General features: G+C 73.0%; 20 protein-coding genes, 1 pseudogene and 1 riboswitch. Of the genes and pseudogenes, 4 read left to right on the top strand and 17 right to left on the bottom strand.

The window, feature by feature from the left end; translation table 11 throughout:
• Positions 1–2: 2 nt before the first annotated feature.
• Genes cobF through cbiE form a run of 5 tightly spaced genes read right to left on the bottom strand, consistent with a single transcriptional unit; the run spans position 3 to position 4,408 of the window.
• Entirely contained in the window at positions 3–779 is a 777-nt protein-coding gene (gene cobF, locus GGQ96_RS11425) for a precorrin-6A synthase (deacetylating) (protein WP_343059015.1), read from the bottom strand.
• Positions 776–2,092, bottom strand: coding sequence for a cobyrinic acid a,c-diamide synthase CobB (locus GGQ96_RS11420; protein WP_184114697.1), 1,317 nt, complete (start codon positions 2,090–2,092; stop codon positions 776–778). Before GGQ96_RS11420 ends, cobF begins: the two co-directional genes overlap by 4 nt.
• Positions 2,089–2,853 (bottom strand): precorrin-4 C(11)-methyltransferase, encoded by a 765-nt coding sequence (gene cobM, locus GGQ96_RS11415; protein ID WP_184114695.1) that lies wholly within the window; start codon positions 2,851–2,853, stop codon positions 2,089–2,091. The genes GGQ96_RS11420 and cobM overlap by 4 nt, the downstream gene beginning before the upstream one ends.
• A complete protein-coding gene (locus tag GGQ96_RS11410; protein WP_184114693.1) occupies positions 2,850–3,212 on the bottom strand; it encodes a cobalamin biosynthesis protein in 363 nt (120 codons plus the stop codon). Before GGQ96_RS11410 ends, cobM begins: the two co-directional genes overlap by 4 nt.
• On the bottom strand, positions 3,209–4,408 hold the full coding sequence (gene cbiE / locus GGQ96_RS11405; protein ID WP_184114691.1) for a precorrin-6y C5,15-methyltransferase (decarboxylating) subunit CbiE: 1,200 nt from the start codon (positions 4,406–4,408) through the stop codon (positions 3,209–3,211). The genes GGQ96_RS11410 and cbiE overlap by 4 nt, the downstream gene beginning before the upstream one ends.
• On the opposite strand from cbiE, the gene GGQ96_RS11400 reads away from it, so the two are divergent.
• Positions 4,407–5,159, top strand: coding sequence for a cobalt-precorrin-6A reductase (locus GGQ96_RS11400; RefSeq protein WP_184114689.1), 753 nt, complete (start codon positions 4,407–4,409; stop codon positions 5,157–5,159). The genes cbiE and GGQ96_RS11400 overlap by 2 nt on opposite strands.
• On the opposite strand, the gene cobJ is transcribed toward GGQ96_RS11400, so the two are convergent.
• The 6 genes from cobJ to cobW are packed head-to-tail and all read right to left on the bottom strand — an operon-like array spanning position 5,135 to position 12,672.
• A complete protein-coding gene (gene cobJ / locus GGQ96_RS11395) occupies positions 5,135–5,884 on the bottom strand; it encodes a precorrin-3B C(17)-methyltransferase (protein ID WP_184114687.1) in 750 nt (249 codons plus the stop codon). The genes GGQ96_RS11400 and cobJ overlap by 25 nt on opposite strands.
• A complete protein-coding gene (gene cobI / locus GGQ96_RS11390; protein WP_184114685.1) occupies positions 5,881–6,606 on the bottom strand; it encodes a precorrin-2 C(20)-methyltransferase in 726 nt (241 codons plus the stop codon). The genes cobJ and cobI overlap by 4 nt, the downstream gene beginning before the upstream one ends.
• Positions 6,603–7,232 (bottom strand): precorrin-8X methylmutase, encoded by a 630-nt coding sequence (locus GGQ96_RS11385; protein WP_184114683.1) that lies wholly within the window; start codon positions 7,230–7,232, stop codon positions 6,603–6,605. Before GGQ96_RS11385 ends, cobI begins: the two co-directional genes overlap by 4 nt.
• Entirely contained in the window at positions 7,232–8,353 is a 1,122-nt protein-coding gene (locus GGQ96_RS11380) for a cobalamin biosynthesis protein CobG (RefSeq protein WP_184114681.1), read from the bottom strand. Before GGQ96_RS11380 ends, GGQ96_RS11385 begins: the two co-directional genes overlap by 1 nt.
• On the bottom strand, positions 8,350–11,628 hold the full coding sequence (cobN, locus tag GGQ96_RS11375) for a cobaltochelatase subunit CobN (RefSeq protein ID WP_184114679.1): 3,279 nt from the start codon (positions 11,626–11,628) through the stop codon (positions 8,350–8,352). Before cobN ends, GGQ96_RS11380 begins: the two co-directional genes overlap by 4 nt.
• A 6-nt stretch (positions 11,629–11,634) precedes the next feature.
• Positions 11,635–12,672, bottom strand: a complete 1,038-nt coding sequence (gene cobW / locus GGQ96_RS11370; RefSeq protein WP_184114677.1) for a cobalamin biosynthesis protein CobW — start codon at positions 12,670–12,672, stop codon at positions 11,635–11,637.
• 179 nt (positions 12,673–12,851) lie between these two features.
• A riboswitch (cobalamin riboswitch) is annotated at positions 12,852–13,088 on the bottom strand.
• A gap of 547 nt (positions 13,089–13,635) precedes the next feature.
• On the opposite strand from cobW, the pseudogene GGQ96_RS21845 reads away from it, so the two are divergent.
• Together GGQ96_RS21845 and GGQ96_RS11360 are read left to right on the top strand one after the other, a co-directional pair.
• Positions 13,636–13,782 (top strand): annotated as a pseudogene (locus tag GGQ96_RS21845) (PEPxxWA-CTERM sorting domain-containing protein); the annotation flags it as partial.
• A 109-nt stretch (positions 13,783–13,891) separates the two neighbouring features.
• A complete protein-coding gene (locus GGQ96_RS11360) occupies positions 13,892–14,209 on the top strand; it encodes a DUF6968 family protein (RefSeq protein WP_184114675.1) in 318 nt (105 codons plus the stop codon).
• Positions 14,210–14,215: 6 nt separating this feature from the next.
• Here the strand turns inward: GGQ96_RS11360 and GGQ96_RS11355 are convergent, their stop codons facing one another.
• Both GGQ96_RS11355 and GGQ96_RS11350 read right to left on the bottom strand, forming a co-directional pair.
• Positions 14,216–14,473 (bottom strand): hypothetical protein, encoded by a 258-nt coding sequence (locus GGQ96_RS11355; RefSeq protein ID WP_184114673.1) that lies wholly within the window; start codon positions 14,471–14,473, stop codon positions 14,216–14,218.
• A 23-nt stretch (positions 14,474–14,496) separates the two neighbouring features.
• Positions 14,497–15,249, bottom strand: a complete 753-nt coding sequence (locus GGQ96_RS11350; RefSeq protein WP_184114671.1) for an SDR family NAD(P)-dependent oxidoreductase — start codon at positions 15,247–15,249, stop codon at positions 14,497–14,499.
• A 113-nt stretch (positions 15,250–15,362) separates the two neighbouring features.
• Between GGQ96_RS11350 and GGQ96_RS11345 the strand changes: the two genes are divergently transcribed.
• Positions 15,363–17,024 carry an NAD(P)/FAD-dependent oxidoreductase gene (locus GGQ96_RS11345; RefSeq protein ID WP_184114669.1) on the top strand — a complete coding sequence of 554 codons (1,662 nt, stop codon included), beginning with the start codon at positions 15,363–15,365 and terminating at the stop codon, positions 17,022–17,024.
• 6 nt (positions 17,025–17,030) lie between these two features.
• Here the strand turns inward: GGQ96_RS11345 and GGQ96_RS11340 are convergent, their stop codons facing one another.
• From GGQ96_RS11340 to GGQ96_RS11325, 4 genes are all read right to left on the bottom strand, one after another.
• Entirely contained in the window at positions 17,031–17,474 is a 444-nt protein-coding gene (locus GGQ96_RS11340) for a winged helix DNA-binding protein (protein WP_184114667.1), read from the bottom strand.
• 65 nt (positions 17,475–17,539) lie between these two features.
• A complete protein-coding gene (locus tag GGQ96_RS11335) occupies positions 17,540–17,953 on the bottom strand; it encodes a hypothetical protein (RefSeq protein ID WP_184114665.1) in 414 nt (137 codons plus the stop codon).
• Between the two features lie 48 nt (positions 17,954–18,001).
• Positions 18,002–18,361 (bottom strand): hypothetical protein, encoded by a 360-nt coding sequence (locus GGQ96_RS11330; RefSeq protein WP_184114663.1) that lies wholly within the window; start codon positions 18,359–18,361, stop codon positions 18,002–18,004.
• A 44-nt stretch (positions 18,362–18,405) separates the two neighbouring features.
• Entirely contained in the window at positions 18,406–18,864 is a 459-nt protein-coding gene (locus tag GGQ96_RS11325) for a LuxR C-terminal-related transcriptional regulator (RefSeq protein WP_184114661.1), read from the bottom strand.
• Positions 18,865–18,911 lie beyond the last annotated feature (47 nt).

Below are 18,911 nucleotides of genomic sequence, written 5' to 3'. Positions count from 1 at the left end.
GGTCAGTCGTCCGGCCCGCGCCGGAGGAGATAGCTGTCCATGATCCAGCCATGCCGGCCGCGCAGCTCCGCCCGGATCGTCGGGATGACATCGCGCATCTCGGCCAGCGGTCCGGCGGCGATCGCCTGCTGCGCCATGCCCAGATAGGCCCCCCACCAAATCCGCACGCCCGCCGGATCGACCGTGCGGTAGGCCGCCTTGGCATCCAGCATCACCGCCACCGTATCGACCCCCGACGGCCATCCGTCCGCGACCAGCCGCCGGCCGGTGGTCACCAGGACCGGCGCGGCCAATGTGGTGAGCGGGATGGCATGGGCGGCGGTCAGTGCCTGGAGCGCGGTGATGCCAGGCACGACCCGCACCGTCATCCGCATCGCCCCGGCGGTGAGCCGCGCCGCGACGCGCAGGCTGCTGTCGTAGAGCGACGGGTCGCCCCAGACGAGCAGCGCCAGCCGCCCGCCCGCCGGCAGGTGCTCCGCGATCGCGCGCGCCCAGGCGGCGGCGATCGCATCGTGCCAGTCGTCGACCGCCGCCCGATAGGGGCCGTCCGCCGCCCGCTCCGGCAGGTCGAAGGCGACGATCCGCGCATCCGTCGCCACCGAGGCGCACAACGCCTGGCGAAGATCGAGCAGCTCCGCGGTATCGGCCCGCTTGGCGGGGAGCAGGATCAGGTCGGCGTCGCGCATCGCCACCTGCCCCTCGCGGGTGAGATGGTCGGGATTGCCGGTGCCGATGCCGATCAGGCTGAGCGCGATGCGGGGGCGGTCGTCGTCGCTCACGCGTCCGCCCGGATCAGGTGGAAGAAGCTGCCCGTCACCGCGCCGCGCCGTGACCCGGTCTCGGGCACCACCGCGCCTTCGGCGTCGGTGACGGTGGCGAGCGGCGCATCGGGCTGGTCCCGGATGGTGCAGTAGTGGAATTCATGGCCGGCCAGCACGGCCCCCGCGGGGATTGCCCCGATCGGATGCGCCAGCACCGCGCTGCGATAGCCGAGATGCATCCGCCGCTGCTGGTGGCTGGTGACCAGGCCGAGCAGCCCGGCCATGCGATGCGCCGTTCCCTCCGCGTCGACCAGCGCCGCGCCCAGCGCCATATAGCCCCCGCATTCGCCATGCACCGCGCCGCCCCGCGCGACATGGCGGTGGAGCCCGGCGCGGAACCGGTCGGCGGCCGCGAGGCGGCCGGCGTGAAGCTCGGGATAGCCGCCGGGCAGCCAGACCATCTCCGCCTGCTCGTCCGGCGGCTCGTCGGCGAGCGGCGAGAAGGGCCGGATCTCCGCCCCGGCCGCCCGCCAGTCGCGCAGAAGGTGCGGATAGGTGAAGCTGAACGCCGCGTCGCGGGCCAGCGCGATGCGCTGCGCCGGCGGCGGCGCGGCGATGGCGAGGCGGGCCGGACGCGCGGCGGTGACGGCGGCGGCATTCCGCAGCGCCGCCAGGTCGACATGGGTGCGGATCAGCGCCGCGCAGGCGGCGATATAGGCGTCGAGCGCCGGATGCTCGCTCGCCTGCACCAGCCCCAGATGGCGTTCGGGCAGGGTCAGGTCGGGCCGGCGCGGCAGGCTGCCGAAGACGGGCAGGCCGGCCTGTTCCATGCCCCGGCGGACCAGCCGCTCATGGCGCGGGCTGGCGACGCGGTTGAGGATCACGCCCGCGACCGGCACGGCCGGGTCGAAGCCGGCGAAGCCGAAGGCGGTGGCCGCGGCGGACTGGGCCTGGCCCGACACGTCGACCACCAGCACCACTGGCCAGCCCATCCGCATCGTGATGTCGGCGCTGGCCCCGTGGCCGGTCGCGCCGCGCGCGGCAACGCCGTCGAACAGGCCCATCGACCCCTCCGCCAGCGCCAGCACCGCCTGGTCGTCGACATTGGCCAGCGTGTCGAGCAGCGCGCCGGGCATCGCCCAGCTGTCGAGATTGAACGACTCCCGGTCGCAGGCGATGCGGTGGAAGGCGGGGTCGATATAGTCGGGACCGCATTTGAACGGCTGCACCGCGACGCCGTCGTCGCGAAGCGCGCGGAGCAGGCCGAGCATGACGGTCGTCTTGCCGGTGCCGGAAGCGGGGGCGGCGATCACCAGGCCGGGACAGGTCACGCCTGGGCCTCCACCGACCGGAAGCGTCGGTCATAGCCGGCGTCGTAGAGGCGGCTGGCGGCGAAGTCGCGCGCGTCCAGCACGCGTCCGACCAGGATCAGCGCGGTCCGCTCCGGTCCGTCGGCCGCCGCTTGCGCGATGGTGGCGAGCGTGGCGCGGACGATCCGCTCCTCCGGCCAGCTCGCGCGCCAGACGATCGCGACCGGGCAATCGTCGCCGTAGAGCGGACGCAGGTCGGCGACGACGCTGGGGAGGGTGTGGATCGACAGGTGGATGGCCAGCGTCGCGCCCGTCGCGGCGAACGCCCGGAGCGTCTCGGCCGGCGGCATGGCGCTGGCGCGACCGGGCGTGCGGGTCAAGACCAGCGACTGCGCCACGCCGGGCAGGGTCAGCTCCGCCTCCAGCGCGGCGGCGGCGGCGGCGAAGGCTGGGACGCCGGGGGTGACGGTGACGGGGATGCCGAGCCCACGCAGCGCCCGGAGCTGTTCGCCCATCGCCGACCAGATCGACAGGTCGCCCGAATGGAGCCGCGCCACGTCCAGCCCCGCTTCGTGCGCGGCGACCATTTCGGCGATGATGGCGTCCAGCGCCAGTGGCGCGGTGTTCACGATCCGTGCGCCCGGCGGGCAATGGTCGAGCAGGGCGGCGGGCACCAGCGACCCGGCATAGAGGCAGACGGGCGAGGCGGCGATCCGGTCGCGGCCGCGCAGGGTGAGGAGGTCGGGCGCGCCGGGGCCGGCGCCGATGAAGTGGACGGTCATATCTCGGAACTCCGGGCGATCGCGCAGGTGGCGGTGCGGTCGGCGGCGATGTGGCGAAGGCGGAGCAGGCGCGCGCCCGGCCCGGCCGCGGCGAGCGCGGCCGCCTCCGCCACGCTGCCGGCGCCACGCCAGGCAAGGCTGGTGGCGGAATGGGTCGGGGTGGCGCGACCCACCAGCGCTTCGGGCGGCAGCGCGAGCAGGGGCACGCCCAGCGTCTCGGCGAGCGGCGCGAGCGCGGCGCAGCGATCGGCCGGCGCGGCCAGCGCGTCGATCGCTTGCGTGCCCCAGGCGCTGTCGAGCGCATCGGCATAGGCCGCGGGAGTGGCGGCGGCGCGGCCGCCGAAACCGGCGACGATCACAGCACCGCGCTCCACTGCACCACCGGATAGCCGGCGCGCCAGCCGCGCCGCGATCCCAGCGGCCGGGCGTCGGCCAGTTCGATGCGCAGCAGCGTGCCGCCGCGCCGCTGGTGCCATTCGGCCAGCAGCGCCTCCGATTCCAGCGTCACCGCATGGGCGACGATGCGGGTGCCCGCCGGCATCGTGGCTGCCAACAGGGTTAGGAGCGGCGTGGACAGGCCGCCGCCGATGAAGATCGCGTCGGGCGGCGGCCGGTCGAACAGGCAGTCGGGCGCGGTGCCGGTGACGATCGCCAGCCGATCGACGCCCAGCCGCCGCGCATTGTCGGCGGCCCGCGCCGCGCGGACGGGATCGCGCTCGAACCCGGTGGCTTGGGTGTGCGGGTGCGCCAGCAGCCATTCGATGCCGATCGCGCCCGACCCTGCACCGATATCCCACAGATGCTCGCCCGGCCGGGGGGCGAGCGCGGAGAGGGCCAGCGCGCGCATCGGGCGCTTGCTGATCTGCCCGTCATGCTCGAACCAGCCATCGTCGATCCCGGCGACGCAGGGCAGGGTGTCGCCATCCCCCGCGACCTCCAGCGCGACCGCGACCGGGTGGCGGATATCGTCCGGCAGGGTAGCGTTGGCCGTGACGCGGCGGATTCGCTCGGCCGGTCCGCCCAGTGCCTCAAATATATGCAGCGTCGAGGCGGCGAAGCCGCGCCCGCCGAGATAATCGGCGAGCGCCGCGACCGCCGCGCCGTCGCGCAGCAACAGGATCGCGCAGACGCCCGGCGCCAGCAGCGGCCGCAGCCGGTCGAGTGGCGCGGCGTGCAGCCCGAGGCACCGGCAGTGCTCGATCGCCCAGCCCAGCCGCGCGGCGGCGAGCGCGAAGCTGGACGGGGCGGGGTGCGCCGTCCATTCGCCGGGCGTGAGCCGGTCGGCGACCAGGCGGCCCGCGCCGAACCAGAAGGGGTCGCCCGAGGCGAGCATCACCACCCGCCGGCCGCGCTCGGCGAGCAGCGGGTCGATGGCGAACGGCACCGGCCAGGCGATGCGCCGGGCGGCGACCCCCTCCGGCACCAGCGCCAGGTGGCGGGGCGCGCCGAGCAGGACCTCCGCCTGTGCCAGCGCGATGCGGCTTGCCTCGCCCAGGCCCGCCGGTCCATCCTCGCCGATCCCGATGATCGTCAGCCACGGACCCGCCTCAGCCATGCCGCATCTCCTGATCCTGGGCGGCACGACCGAGGCGAGCGCCCTGGCCACCGCCTGTGCCGCGCGAGGCATGACCGCGACGCTCAGCTATGCCGGGCGCACGGCGTCCCCGCGCGCGCAGGCGGTGCCGGTGCGCGTCGGCGGCTTCGGCGGGGCGGCGGGCCTGGCCGACTGGATGAGGGCGGCGGGCGTCACCCATCTGGTCGACGCCACCCATCCCTTCGCCGCGCGGATCAGCGCCAATGCGGTCGCCGCGGCGATCTCCGCCGATGTGCCCCTGGTCGCGCTGACCCGGCCGCCCTGGCGGAGCGAGGCCGGCGACCAGTGGCGCCATGTCGCCGGTATCGAGGACGCGGTCGCGGCGCTGGCCGGGCCGGCGCAACGCATATTGCTGGCCCTGGGACGGATGCATGTCGCGGCGTTCGCCGCGCAGCCTCAGCATCATTATGTCCTCCGCTTCGTCGATCCGCCGGCCGAGCGCCCGGCGCTGCCCCGCCACGAGCTGATCGTCGATCGCGGGCCCTTCACCCTGGAGGGCGACCGCGCGCTGATCGCCGCGCACGGCATCGAGCGCATCGTCTGCAAGAATGCCGGCGGATCGGGGGCGCGGGCCAAGCTGGTCGCCGCGCGCGCATGGGGCGTGCCGGTGGTGATGATCGACCGTCCGGTGCTGCCCGAACGGGCGACCGTCGACAGCGTCGCGGCGGTGTTCGACTGGCTGGCGGCTCATGCGGCCGACCGGGGGGTGTAGAGCCAGGGCGTGCCCGGCCGGTCGATGATCCGCGTCTGGCTGGAGCCGACGATCACCAGGGTTCGCATGTCCGCCATGTCGCCGGTCGCCGCGCCCAGGGGCACGATGCGCAACGTCTCCTCGGCGGTGGTGACGGCGCGGGCGAACAGCACCGGGCGATCGTCGCCGCAGGTCGCGCGCAGGATGGCGAGCGCGCGGTCGAGGCCGTCGGGCCGGGCGCGGGAGCGCGGATTGTAGAAGGCGATGGCGAAATCCGCCGCCGCCGCCAGCGCCACCCGTCGCGCGACCAGCGACCAGGGTTTGAGGTTGTCCGACAGGTTGATCGCGCAGAAGTCGTGGCCGAGCGGCGCGCCCGCGCGCGCGGCGGCGGCGAGCATCGCGGTGATGCCGGGCAGCACGCGCAGGTCGAGCGACCGCCAGGCGCGCGGGCCCGCCTCCACCGCCTCGAACACCGCCGCCGCCATGGCGAAGACGCCGGGATCGCCCGAGGAGACGACGACCACTCGGGCACCCGCCGCCGCCAGCGCCAGCGCCTGTTCGGCGCGGTCGCGCTCGACCCGGTTGTCGCTGGCATGGAGGGTCAGGCCGGGGCGTGGGGCGACGCGCGCGACATAGGGGATATAGCCGATCACGTCGGTCGCCTGCGCCAGCGCGTCCGCGACCTCGGGCGTGACCAGCGCCTCGCCGCCCGGGCCCAGGCCGGCGATGGCGAGCCAGCCGCTCATGGCCGCCGTCCCCGACCATGGATCAGCAGAATCGCGAAATAGGGGGCGGTGTCGTCCGCCTCCGCCAGCGGGCGGACCCGCTCGTTCGGCATGGCGGCATATTCGACCAGCCACGCCTCCCCGGTCCGCCCCGCCGCCGCCACCGCGCGGCGCAGCTTGGCCAGGTGGCGGCCGATCTTCATCACCACGAGCGCATCGGTGTCGCGGATGCGGCGCGCCAGTTCCGCCTCGGGCAGGGTGGCGGTGGCGATGGTCAGCACATCGTCGCCCCAGGTGATCGGCTGGCCACTCGCGGTCCAGGCGCCCGACATGCCGGTGATCGCCGGCACCACCGCGACCGGCACCTGCGCCCGCAGCCGGGCATGGAGGTGCATGAACGATCCGTAGAAGAAGGGATCGCCTTCGCACAGCACCACCACATCCTCGCCGGCCCGCGCCAGCGCCGCCAGATGCGCGGTGCAGCGCGCATAGAAGGCGGCGAGCCGATCGTTGTAATCGGGATGATCGACCGGGATTTCGGTCGTCACCGGATAGTCCATCGCATATTCGACCGCATCGGCGCGCAGCATGTCGCTCACGATGGTGCGGGCATGGCCGCGCCGGCCGGCCTTCCGGAAATAGGCGATATGGCGGGTGCCGCGCACCAGCCGGTCCGCGCGGACGCTCATCAGGTCGGCGGCACCGGGGCCCAGGCCGACGCCGTGGATCGTGCCGCAGGTCATTCGGCGCGGCTCGCCAGCGCGTTGACGGCGGCGACGGTGATCGCGCTGCCGCCCAGCCGCCCTGCGACGATCGCGTGGGGGACCGGCGATTCCGCCCATAGCGCATCCTTCGACTCGACCGCGCCGACGAAACCGACCGGGCAGCCGATGATCGCCGCCGGGCGCGGGCAGCCGGGATCGGCGAGCATGTCGAGCAGGTGGAACAAGGCGGTCGGCGCATTGCCGATCGCCACCAGCGCGCCCGCCAGATGCGGTCGCCAGGCCTCCAGCGCGGCGGCCGAGCGGGTGGTGCGCATCGCCGCCGCGCGCTCGGCGATGCCGGGATCGTGGAGCGTGCAGATCACCGCGTTCGCCGCCGGCAGCCGCGCGCGGGTGATCCCCTCGCTCACCATGCGCGCATCGCACAGGATCGGCGCGCCCGCCGCCAGCGCCGCGCGCGCCGCGCTGGCGAAGCCGGGCGAGAAGCGGATATGCGGGGCCAGCGCGACCAGCCCGGCGGCATGGATCATCCGCACCGCGACCGGCTCCTCCTCGACTGAGAAGCGGGCGAGATCGGCCTCGGCGCGGATGATGGCGAAGGACTGGCGATAGATCGCCGCGCCGTCGGTTTCGTAGGAATGGGGCATCAACAGGCTCCGAAACGGGCGAGGAGGGTGGCGGCGTCGAGCCCGGTCTCGGCCGGCGGGTCGCCGGCGCGGGCGGCGCGCGCCAGGTCGAAGCGGCCGTCGCGCCCGGTCAGCACCAGCGCCGCCGGACCGCTCCGCGCGCAGCCCTTGGCGCAGCCCGAGACGTGCAGGTCCGCGACATGTGGGGCCAGCCGGCGCGCCAGCTCGCGGGTCGCGACGCTCGCCTGCGGACAGGCGGGTGCGCCGACACAGGCATCGGCCGCCAGCAGCGGGTCGGCGGGGTCGAGGCCGAAGCCCGGCACTGGCATCCCCTCCGCACCCTCGACCAGCAACAGCCGCCACGGGGTCAGCCGCAGCGCGGTCGCCGCGTGACGCGCGACGAGGGTGCCGAGCGCGGCCGCCGACATCCGGCCGAAGGGCAGGCCGTACAAGGAGCCGAGCGGGTGCGGCCCCGCCGCCAGGGGGCCACCGCGCGCGGGCTGCACCCCGCCCCGCGCCCAGCCGGGCAGCGGCACCGGATGGCGCGCCATCCGCCGGCTGGCATCGCCGCCGGTGTCGCGGAACCAGCGTGCCAGGTCGATCGCCGCCGCCGCTTCCTCGCCCCGGGCCAGCGCCACGCCGGTCGCCTGTCCCTCGGCGCGCAGCATCAGGCCGCCCTCGGCGCTGCGCTCGACGCGAAGGTCGGCGGGGGTGTCGGCCAGGCGACAGGCGCGCCCGGCATCGACCGCGAAGCCGAACTTGGCGGGCAGCGCCGGCCAGTCGGAGCGGCGGGCGTGCAGGTCGGCGGCGATGCGGTGCGTGTCGTCGCCTTCCTGCCAGTCGGGCGCGACGGTGAGACCGGCCTGCGCGTCGATCGCGGGATCGGGATCGACCAGGTCCAGCGCGACCAAGGTCTCGACCAGCGGCCGCCAGTTGGCCTCGGCGACGCCGCGCAGTTGCAGGCTCGCGCGGCGGGTCAGGTCGATCGCGCCGGAGCCGAAGCGCGCCGCCGCCGTCGCCAGCCCCAGGGCCTGCGCCGCCGACAACCGGCCGAACGCCGGCCGCACGCGGACCAGCAGCCCGTCGCCCGCCGCCATCGGCCGCCATGCGGCCGGACACCAACCCTTGACCTGCGCGATCATGCCCGCTCCTCCAGCCAGGCGACGATCGCGTTGCGCCGCGTCGGCCACAGGCCCGAGCGGTGGAGCGCGGCGAAGCGCGCCTCCATCGCGCGCAGGGCCTCAGGATTCGCCTTGGCCAGGAAGGAGAGGACCTCGTCGCGACCAAGCGTCGCGTCGTGATAGAGATCGATGAGCGCCGGCGGCACGACCCGCGCCAGATGCGCGAAACTGCCCAGATGGTCGAGCGTCGCCGCCAGCTCCGCCGCGCCGCGAAAGCCATGGCGCATCATCCCCTCGACCCAGCGCGGGTTGGCGGCGCGGGCGCGGACGGTGCGCGCGATCTCCTCCGCCAGCGGCCGGGCACGGGGCCGGCCGGGATCGCGCGTGTCGAGATGCCAGAGTGCGGCCGATCCGCCGGTCACGCCTTGCGCCGCGGCGAAGCCCGCCTGGTGCGCGGCGTGGTCGGCGGCGAGCAGCAGGTCGGTCTCGGGCAGGTCGTGGCAGTGGACGAAGGCGTCGGCCGCCGCGATCCGTTCCGCCAGGCCGGCGGCATCCGCTTGCCCCTCCTGGTCCGGCGTATCGAACACGTGGCGCGATGCGCCGAGCCACGCCGCGCCGGCGCGGGCGCGACCGGCCTCGCCATAATCCTCCATCGCATCGCCGATCGCCAGGCCGTAGCGGCCGGGGGCGGGGCCATAGACGCGGGGGGACCGACCGCGTCCGACGAACGGATTCCAGTCCGCCGGCTCGTCGCGGTCGCACAGCGCCCGCACCGCCTGCCCGAACAGCGCGCAGAGGCTGGGGAAGGTGTCGCGGAACAGGCCGGAGATGCGCAGGGTCACGTCGAGGCGCGGCCGGTCCATCTCCAACAGCGGGCGGACGGTGATGCCGGTCACCCGGTCCGATCCGTCGTCCCAGACCGGCGCGACGCCGAGCAGGTGGAGCGCCATGGCGAACTCCTCGCCCGCCGTCCGCATCGTCGCCGATCCCCACAGGTCGACGACCAGGGCGCGGGGGAAATCGCCCTGCTCCTGCAAGTGGCGGCGGACCAGCTCGTCGGCGAGCTTCACCCCCTGCGCCTGCGCGGCGCGCGACGGGATGGCGCGCGGATCGACGCTGTAGAGATTGCGCCCGGTCGGCAGCACGTCGCGCCGGCCGCGCCAGGGCGAGCCGGCGGGACCGGGTTCGATCCGCCGGCCGTCCAGCCCGCGAAGCAGTCCGTCGCGCTCGGCCTCGGCGCAATCGCCCCGGCCATGGACATGCAGGCCGTCGCCGAAGCGGCTGTCCTTCACGTCGCAGACGAACGCGTCGATCCGCGTCATCGCCTCCGCCCGGTCGGCGGCGCGGGCGAGGCCGAGCGCGGCGGCGAGGCCCAGCGCCTCCGCCTCCTGCTCGATCTCGGCCTGCAACCGGTCGCGCCGCGCGGGGTCGAGCCCGTCGGCGGTGGCATATTCGTCGAGCAGCGATTCGAGCCGGCCCAGCCCAGCGCCGGTCCCCGCCGTCTCCAGCCGGGGCGGCAGATGGCCGAGCGTCACCGCGCCGATCCGCCGCCGCGCCTGCGCCGCCTCGCCCGGATCGTTGACGATGAAGGGATAGAGGATCGGCAGCGGGCCGGTCAGCGCCTCCGGCCAGCACGCGCCCGACAACGCCACCGCCTTGCCGGGCAGCCATTCCAGCGTGCCGTGCGCGCCGACATGGACCAGCGCGTGGAGGCCCTGCGCCCGCAGCCACAGATAGAAGGCGACATAGGCGTGGCGGGGGCTGAGCGACAGGTCGTGATAGTCGGCGGCGCGATCCTCGGCGGTGCCGCGCTCGGGTTGCAACGCGACCAGCACCGCACCGCGCCGGGTCGCGGCGAAACGGAACGCGCCGCCCTGCACCGCCGGATCGGCCTCGGGCGCGCCCCAGCGGTCCGCCAGATCGTCCCGCAACGGCCTTGGCAGCGTCGCCAGCGCGGCGCGATAGGCGGCGAGCGGCCAGGCGATCACCTCATCCGCCAGCGCCCGGTCGAGCGGCGCGCCCGGCGCGGTGGCATAGCCCGCCGCCCCCCAGTCGGCGAGCATCGCCTCGGCGGAGGCGATCGCGTCGAGCCCGACGGCATGGGCCATCTGCCATGATTTGCCGGGATAGGTGGAGAGGAGGATCGCGACCTGCCGCTCGGCCGGCGGGCTGGCGGCGAGGCGGTGCCAGCCGGCGACGCGGTCGGCGATGGCGGCGATCCGCTCCGGCTCGGGCTGGTGCGCGCGCACGGCGATGTGGAGCGCGGGGTCGCGCGCGCCGGCCTGTTTGAAGCTGGCGACCCCGGCGAAGATCCGCCCGTCGATCTCGGGCAGGACGACATGCATCGCCAGGTCGGCCGGCGACAGGCCGCGCGCGGCGGCCGCCCAGGCGGCGCGGTCCGAGGTGGCGAGCGCGATCTGGAAGACGGGCGCGTCGCCGTCGAGCGGGCTGCCGCACGCGTCGTCGCGCGCGGCGAAGGCGGTGGCGTTGACGATCGCCGCGGGGGCCAGCGCCGATACCCAGCGCCCTAGCCAGGATCGCGCCTCCGGGGCCTTGAGCGACGGCACGAACAGCGATGCGACCGCGAAGCCGCGCGCCGCCAGCGCCGCCTCCAGCGCGGCGATCGGCGCCAGGTCCTCGGCCAGCAGGTAGGAGCGGTAGAAGGTGAGGAGCACCAATGGACGTGGATGTATCCACCGACTTATCCACAGGGTCGCAGCGGGACAGGCGAGGCCCTCGCCTGCGCGCCAGCCGCCCACCGACGCGAGCGGAGCCGGAGCGGCCTCCGGTCGCGCGGCCAGTCCGGCCGCCGCCGCCAGCAGCGCCAGCGCCGCCCGCGCCGCCGCCGCGCCGCCCTGGTCGCAGAGCGTCGCCAGCCGGGCCAGGATCGCCGGGGGCAGGGTGGAGCGTTCGGCCAGCGCCGGGTCGGCGCGGCCGTCGCCGCTGACGATCGCCAGCGCGATGCCCCGGTTTCGGGCCAGCGCCTCGACCTGTTGCAGGCCATAGGGCCACCAGGCGGGGCCGCCGATCATCCGCACCAGCACCGCCTTCGCGCCCGACAGGGTCCGCTCGACATAGGTGTCGACCGAGAGCGGATGGGCCAGATCGCCCAGATTGGCGAGGCGCAGCGACGGCAGCGGCGCGCCCGCCCCGGCGGCGGCGTGCCAGCCGGCGGCGAACGCGCCCAGGTCGCTGTCGGAAAAGGACAGCACGACCAGATCCGCCGGGTCCTGCGCCAGGTCGCGCGGGGTGGCGGTCTCCTCTAGGCCGTGGCTCTCGCGGAAGACGAGGTGCATCGCGGCTCAGCCCGCCAGCGCGGCTCCGATCGCGGCGGGGTCGATCCGGTCATGCTCGGCGATCACCACCAGCCGGGTGACGCGCGGCTCGCCGGGCCGCCACGGCCGGTCATACTGGGTGCGGACGCGCGCGCCGACCGCCTGGACCAGCAGCCGCATCGGCTTGCCCCGCACCGCGGCATGGCCCTTCACGCGCAATATGTCCTGCTCGCGCGCCAGCGCTTCGATCCGGGCGACCAGATCGGCGGGATCGTCGATCTCACCCATCTGGTGGACCAGGCTGTCGAAATCGTCATGCTCGTGATCGTCGGCGCCGTCATGATGCGAGGGGCGGGCGTCGATATCGTCCTCCGCCGCCGCCTCCAGCCCCAGCACCACCGCCGGGTCGATCCGCCCGTCGACCAGCTCGACCACCGGCACCGGGCGCGGCGCGGTGGCGGCGATGGTCGCGCGCGCGGCGGCGATGCCCTCCGCTCCCGCCAGATCGCCCTTGGTCAGCAGCACCAGGTCGGCGCAGGCGAGCTGGTCCTCGAACAGCTCGGCGAGCGGCGTGTCGTGGTCGAGTTCCGGATCGGCGGCGCGCTGCGCCTCCAGCCGGGCGAGATCGGGGGCGAAGCGGCCCGCCGCCACCGCCTCCGCATCCGCCAGCGCGACCACGCCGTCGACGGTGATGCGCGAGCGGATCGCCGGCCAGTCGAAGGCCTTCAACAGCGGCTTGGGCAGCGCCAGTCCCGAGGTCTCGATGACGATATGGTCGGGGCGGGGGTCGAGCGCCAGCAACTGCTCGACGGTCGGGATGAAGTCGTCGGCGACGGTGCAGCAGATGCAGCCATTGGCCAGCTCGACGATATTCTCCGCCGGGCAATCCGGGATGGCGCAGCCCTTCAGGATCTCGCCGTCGATGCCCAGCGTGCCGAACTCGTTGACCACCACCGCCAGCCGCCGCCCGGCGGAGCGGCGGATCAGCTCGCTGACCAATGTGGTCTTGCCCGCGCCCAGGAAGCCGGTGACGATGGTGACGGGAATACGCGAAAGGTCGGTCATGGTGTCTCCGCGCGGGCGCCCTGTGCAACGACACGGACGGGGCCTTTGAGCGGCCGGCGCGCGTCGCCGGGCGGGCGCTCGCTGGAGTCGCCCGTGCCACGCACCGATGCGGCCCCGGCCGCAAGAGTTCGTCGCTCAGACGGAAACACCGTACCGCGGCCATCCCCTGGACCGTGGTAAGAGCGACCATTGCGCCGGCAGGTCTCCTGGCTCGCGGGTCGTCGCTTGCGGTACGCCTTCCCGGTGGGGACGTCGCCGTCCGCCGCCAGTGGCCGCCCATGCCCGGATGGACAGGGGCCTGTGCCGCTCGCTCGCCGCTTACAGTTGCAGGGACAGCCGCGGCTTGGAGGCGTCGCCGCCTCGCACCGCATTCCCATTCAAGCCCCGTGGGGGGCACCGACGCGATCGATGGAACCGGATACCGGCTCCGCACACGGCTCTAGCCGAGTGCCCGGCCGGTGCCAACCGTGGCGAGGGACGAATGCGGCAAGCGGCGTTTTCGGCCATGTCGCTGGAAGGGCGGGACTTTGCGGAAGAGGCGTCGGAATCGTCCCGCAGGTGGACGGAATTAGCGGTGGACTTTACGCCTTGTTAAGATCATCGCTGCGGATCGACGCGGCGCTGGGGAGCGTGCGCGGGCGACTGGGGACGTGGGACGTGCGCGCGGTGAAGACGGTGATCATGGCATGGCTGGCGCTGCTGGGGCTGTGCGTCGCCATCACCGCCCCGGCCGCGACCCTGTCGACCGCGCCGGTGCGCGCCGGCCAATCGCCTGTCTTCGCCACCGACCCCGCATCCGGCGAGCCGCCGGGTAGCCGGGACGTCATCCGCATCGTCGTCGACGGCCGGGTCGCGGTGGAGGGCGTCACCGAGCGCGACGCCTTCGCCTATGCGCTGATGCACGACGATCTGGCCGTCGCCAATGCCGCGCACCCGCCGCGCAAGACCGGCATCGCCGCCGCGATCGCCGCCGTGCCCGAACCCGCCGGCTGGGCGCTGATGATCCTCGGCTTCGGCCTGCTGGGGCTGGTCCTCCGCCGCCAGGTCCGCCGGTCGAATGCGCGGTTCGACCGGGCGATCAAGCAGGCGTATGCCGATATCGAGCGGTGAGTGATCAGGTTGGAGTGCGACCCCGCCTTGCTAGGGGCAATGGAGCCGACGTCCTTTCGCCTGTCGGTGACATCACTGCCGTGAATACGCTGTGAATTTGGGCGCGCAAATGACCGAAAATAGTTTTGCTAGGCGAATTTTCGTTGTTGACGGTTACGAGGCGGAATGCCGCTTTTATAAGCCGCAGCAAGATAACAGTTACTTTTTCTGTAACGTCGAAATCGATTGGCCAGAGGGTACTAAAAGAAAAAGGGCCTGCGGTGTGGATGAAATCCAAGCATTGTTGCTTGGAATGAAGATGGCACACGCGGATTTACTGTCCGCTCGCAATGTTGATGGAAGAACGGTGGAGTGGCCCGACGATAAGAGTCTTGGACTCCCTATATCCGATATCCTCCGAGATTGGGATCCGGACAACCATATTTAATTCCCCTCACCTCGCCCGCCGCTCTACCTCGACGATCTCGAACACATGGTCGGTCCAGCCGCGCTGGCGGGCCGCCTCGGCGAGGGCGGTGCGCTTGCCCTTCGCCTCCGCCAGCGACTTGGTGTGGCCCCAGAACACCTCGGTCTTGCCGTTGGCCAGCGTCGCGACGATCCGCCAATAGTGGGTGAAGGCGGTGGCGGTGGGGCCGATCGTCTTTACATAGCCGTCGGGCAGCGTCGCGGTCAGGTAATAGCGTTTCGCCACGCTTCCTCCTCCCGGCCGGCCCGTCAGTCCTTGCGCGCGACCTGGAAGCCGGCGAAGCTCTGGCTGACCGGCATCAGCTCCAGCCGGTTGATGTTGAGGTGCGGCGGCAGCGTCGCCACCCACAGCATCGTCGCGGCGATATCCTCCGCCGTCATCGGGTCGGCGCCGCGATAGAGCGCGTCGGACGCGGCCTGGTCGCCGCCGGTGCGGACCGTGGTGAACTCGGTCTCGACCATGCCCGGCTCGATCGAGGTGACGCGCACGCCGGTGCCGTGCAGGTCGGAACGCAGGCCGAGCGAGAACTGCTCCACGAACGCCTTGGTGCCGCCATAGACGTTGCCGCCCGGATAGGGATAGGTCGCCGCCACCGACGACAGGTTGATGACCGCGCCCCGCCGTTCGACCAGGCCGGGCAGCAGCTTGTGGGTCAGCGAGACGAGCGCGGTGACGTTGGTGGCGATCATGGTGTGCCACGCGGCGAGGTCGGCCTGTTGCGCGGCCTGCGTGCCGAGCGCGAGACCGGCATTGTTGATCAGCAGGTCGATCGCCCGGTTCTCCGCCGGCAATCCGCCGAGCGCCGCCTCCATCGCCGCCTGGTCGGTGATGTCGAAACAGAGCGTGTGCACCTTGTCCGCGCCCAGTTCCTCCGCCAGCGCGTCGAGTCGCTCCCGACGTCGCCCCGTCGCGATCACGCGCCAGCCATCGGCCACGAACGCCCGCGCCGCCGCCGCGCCGATCCCCGCCGTCGCGCCGGTGATGAATGCCGTCCGTGCCATGTCGCGTCTCCTGCCGTATCGCGCGGGGATAAAGACCAAGCGGGCGGGGAGTGCAATGACGGAGAGCCAGCCCCCGGTTTCCGCTGGCCCCTGAGCGCGCTAAAGAGGCGGGCATGTTGCGCATCACCGAACTCAAGCTCCCGCTCAACCATGCCGAGGAGGCGTTGCCCGCGGCGATCCGCAACCGGCTGCGGATCACGCCGCGCGACCTGGTGCGCTACACCGTCGCACGCCGGGCGCATGACGCGCGCGACAAGATGGACATCCAGCTCGTCTATTCGGTCGACGTGACGCTGAAGAACGAGGCGGCGGTGCTCGCCCGCTTCCGCCGCGACCGGCACGTCAATCCGACGCCCGATACCGGCTATCGCTTTGTCGCCAAGGCCCCGGCGAATCATCAGGGACCCCGCCCGATCGTGGTCGGGGCGGGGCCGTGCGGGCTGTTCGCCGGGCTGATCCTGGCGCAGATGGGCTTCCGCCCGATCATCGTCGAGCGCGGCAAGGTGGTGCGCGAGCGGACCAAGGACACTTGGGGCCTGTGGCGGCGGAGCGAATTGCACCCGGAATCGAACGTCCAGTTCGGCGAGGGCGGCGCGGGCACCTTTTCCGACGGCAAATTGTGGAGCCAGATCAAGGACCCGCGCCATCTCGGCCGCAAGGTGCTGACCGAATTCGTCAAGGCTGGCGCGCCCGAGGAGATCCTGACCGAGGCGCACCCGCATATCGGCACCTTCCGCCTGGTGACGATGGTCGAATCGATGCGCGCGACGGTCGAGGCGCTGGGCGGCGAGTATCGCTTCGAACACCGGGTCGACGATCTGGAGATCGAGACCGCGGCGGACGGCACGCGGACCTTGCGGGCGCTGGTGTTCCAGACCGGCGAACGGCTGGCGGTCGAGGGGCCGGTGGTGCTGGCGCTGGGGCATAGCGCGCGCGACACCGCGCACATGCTCCACGATCGCGGCGTCGCGCTGGAGGCCAAGCCCTTCTCGATGGGCGTGCGCATCGAGCATCCGCAAAGCTGGATCGACGAGGCGCGGTTCGGGCCCTGCGCCGGCCACCCCGATCTGGGCGCGGCGGCCTATACGCTGTCGCACCATTGCCGGAACGAGCGCACCGTCTACAGCTTCTGCATGTGTCCGGGCGGCACCGTGGTGGCGGCGACGTCCGAGCCGGGGCGCGTCGCGACCAACGGCATGAGCCAATATTCGCGCAACGAGCGCAACGCCAATTCGGGCATCGTCGTCGGCATCGATCCGGCGCGCGACTATCCGGGCGGGCCGCTGGCCGGCATCGCGCTGCAACGCCATTGGGAGGAGAAGGCGTTCGCGGCGGGCGGCGGCGGCTATGTCGCGCCGGCGCAGCGGCTGGGCGACTTCCTGGCGGGGCGGCCGTCGACCAGGCTGGGCAGCGTCATCCCCTCCTACCGGCCGGGGGTGAAGATGACCGACCTGGCCGAATGCCTGCCCGATTTCGTCATCACCGCGATGCGCGAGGCGCTGGTCGCGTTCGGCCGGCAGATCCCCGGCTACGACCACCCCGACGCGGTGCTGACCGGGATCGAGACGCGCACCTCCTCGCCGATCCGGGTCACGCGCGGCGCCGACTTCCAGAGCATCAACACCGTCGGCCTGTATCCGGCGGGCGAGGGGGCCGGCTATGCGGGCGGCATCCTGTCGGCGGCGGTCGACGGGATCAAGGTCGCCGAGGCGGTCGGTCGGTCGCTCGCCGCCCTCGCCCCGCCGGCGGTGGCGGCGGAGGAGCTGGCGGCCTGACCGCGGTCAGTCCAGCGAAGCTTCGACCAGCGCCGCGGCGTCGGCGGTCAGTTGCACGAAGAAGCGGCGGCCGTCGTTCGGATCGGGGATCCGCTCGACCAGCCCGCGCTCCGCCAGCGTCGCGACCCAGCGCAGGCCGGTGGTGGTCGCCGCGCCGGACGAGGCGCAGGCGTTGCTGACCGTGACATGCTTGCCCTCGTGCAGGGCGATGTACAGGTCGAGCAGCATGTCCCAGGCGGGCTCGCCGAAGATGTCGGCGCGGTCGCCGAACACCTTGTGCCGGCGACGGCGCGCGGCGAAGGCGCGGCGCGCGCGCGCCAGCGAAAGCGGCGGCGCGGCGGATGCGGCGTCGGCGATCGCCGGCGGCGGCGCGGCCGGATCGATGTCGGCCGCTGGCCCGTCCGTCTGGGCGGCGCCCGCCGCAGGGTTGTCGATGATGGCTGAGGACATCGAATTCTATCTTCTCGAACGCCCGGCGGCAGCGCCGGGGGGATGTTTATGGGGGCGGGGCCGGATCAGTCGCGGACGTGACGGCGGACGTCGAACGCCACCCCCAGCATCAGGCTGAGCAGGACCGGGATGGCCCAGAAGCTCTCGATCGCGCGGTACATGCGCGGCAGAAAGGCCGGGGCGATCGCCACCGCCAGATGACTGGCCACCGCCGCCAGGTGGAAGCCAGTCATCCAGATCGGCCACCAGCGCCGGCTGTCGAGCATCAGCGCGTACAGCCCGGCGAGCAGCAGCAGGTCGACGCCCAGTCGGGCCACCTCCACCTGTTGCCAGCCATGGTCGATCCGGCTGGCGACGATCGTCAGCACGCTCGCCGACAGGATCAGGAGCGCGGCCCGCCGCCCGTCGCGCCCGCCATAGAGCAGGGCGACGCCGGTGCTGGCGAGCGCCAGCAGCCAGAACAGCAGGGCGACGATCATCCGTCGGCGTTCAGTGGACCGGGTGGCAGCGGATCGGGTGGCGGCGGGTCAGGCGGCCACGGGGCGGTCGGCGCGAGGAGCCGGCTGGCCGGCGTCGAGCGCCATCTGCTCCCAGCCTTCGGGGCAGCCGAAATTCATCGGCGCGATGTTGCTGCCCTGCTTGATCGCGTTGAGGTGGCGGATCGCGGAGACGACCTGGCTGCGCCCCTCGACCACCGAGGCGATGCCGGTCGACAGCGAGTGGAGCACCTTCTGGCTGCGCGCGGCGGGCAGGCCCGATCCTTGCGTCGCCTCGATGAAGGACATGCACATGCGCATCGAATCGAGCAGCGCGCCATCCAGGGCGGCGATGGTCTTCTGCGTATCGGCGGCGACGACGGCGCCGGCAGTGGGCTGGAAGGTCGGCATGATGGTTCCCCCTGGCGGCCGGTCCGGGCCGCCCCGTGCGAGTGTCAGCGAAAGGTCTGGAGCAATCCCGCCATCGCCAGCGCCAGGGCGATCACCACGGCGACGCCGAGGCCGGCCACCTGCAGGGCCTTGATCGTCTTCTGGTCCCAACGAAGGTCGTTCAGGCTCCCACCGACCGGGGGCAGGAAACGGGGGCTGGCCGCCGTTCCGCCATCGGTCGACCCCGTCTGTGCCGGTGGTTCCGGGGGGATGCCAAGCGCCGGCAATGGGGGTTCCGATTTCTGGGATGGCGGATTTCCGCCGTTTTCCCATGCCACGAACAGCCGCGCCGCCTCGCGCCGGTTGGAGACTCCCAGCTTCGCCATCGCCTGTTTCAGATAGGTGTCGACGGTCTGCCAGCTCAGTCCGCTCGCCTGCGCGATCTCCTTGCTCGACATGCCCTGCGCCACCAGCCGCAGGCAGACGGCCTGGCTGGGGGTGATCTCGCTGAACCGTTGCTCCACCTGTCTTCCGCTTCCCGGCTCATCCGCCCGGATCATCGCCCGGACCT

This window comes from Sphingomonas abaci (genome assembly GCF_014199625.1).
GTDB lineage: Bacteria > Pseudomonadota > Alphaproteobacteria > Sphingomonadales > Sphingomonadaceae > Sphingomonas > Sphingomonas abaci.
The sequence above is the reverse complement of the archived record's forward strand: the minus strand, read 5'-3'. Positions and strand labels throughout refer to the sequence as shown.

Coding starts and splice junctions, on each gene's coding strand:
- cobM (WP_184114695.1), bottom strand. CDS start 2,853: ATGACCGTCCACTTCATCGGCGCCGGCCCCGGCGCGCCCGACCTCCTC.
- GGQ96_RS11400 (WP_184114689.1), top strand. CDS start 4,407: ATGCCGCATCTCCTGATCCTGGGCGGCACGACCGAGGCGAGCGCCCTG.
- cbiE (WP_184114691.1), bottom strand. CDS start 4,408: ATGGCTGAGGCGGGTCCGTGGCTGACGATCATCGGGATCGGCGAGGAT.
- cobJ (WP_184114687.1), bottom strand. CDS start 5,884: ATGAGCGGCTGGCTCGCCATCGCCGGCCTGGGCCCGGGCGGCGAGGCG.
- cobI (WP_184114685.1), bottom strand. CDS start 6,606: ATGACCTGCGGCACGATCCACGGCGTCGGCCTGGGCCCCGGTGCCGCC.
- GGQ96_RS11385 (WP_184114683.1), bottom strand. CDS start 7,232: ATGCCCCATTCCTACGAAACCGACGGCGCGGCGATCTATCGCCAGTCC.
- GGQ96_RS11380 (WP_184114681.1), bottom strand. CDS start 8,353: ATGATCGCGCAGGTCAAGGGTTGGTGTCCGGCCGCATGGCGGCCGATG.
- cobN (WP_184114679.1), bottom strand. CDS start 11,628: ATGCACCTCGTCTTCCGCGAGAGCCACGGCCTAGAGGAGACCGCCACC.
- cobW (WP_184114677.1), bottom strand. CDS start 12,672: ATGACCGACCTTTCGCGTATTCCCGTCACCATCGTCACCGGCTTCCTG.
- GGQ96_RS11360 (WP_184114675.1), top strand. CDS start 13,892: ATGACCGAAAATAGTTTTGCTAGGCGAATTTTCGTTGTTGACGGTTAC.
- GGQ96_RS11350 (WP_184114671.1), bottom strand. CDS start 15,249: ATGGCACGGACGGCATTCATCACCGGCGCGACGGCGGGGATCGGCGCG.
- GGQ96_RS11345 (WP_184114669.1), top strand. CDS start 15,363: ATGTTGCGCATCACCGAACTCAAGCTCCCGCTCAACCATGCCGAGGAG.
- GGQ96_RS11340 (WP_184114667.1), bottom strand. CDS start 17,474: ATGTCCTCAGCCATCATCGACAACCCTGCGGCGGGCGCCGCCCAGACG.
- GGQ96_RS11335 (WP_184114665.1), bottom strand. CDS start 17,953: ATGATCGTCGCCCTGCTGTTCTGGCTGCTGGCGCTCGCCAGCACCGGC.
- GGQ96_RS11330 (WP_184114663.1), bottom strand. CDS start 18,361: ATGCCGACCTTCCAGCCCACTGCCGGCGCCGTCGTCGCCGCCGATACG.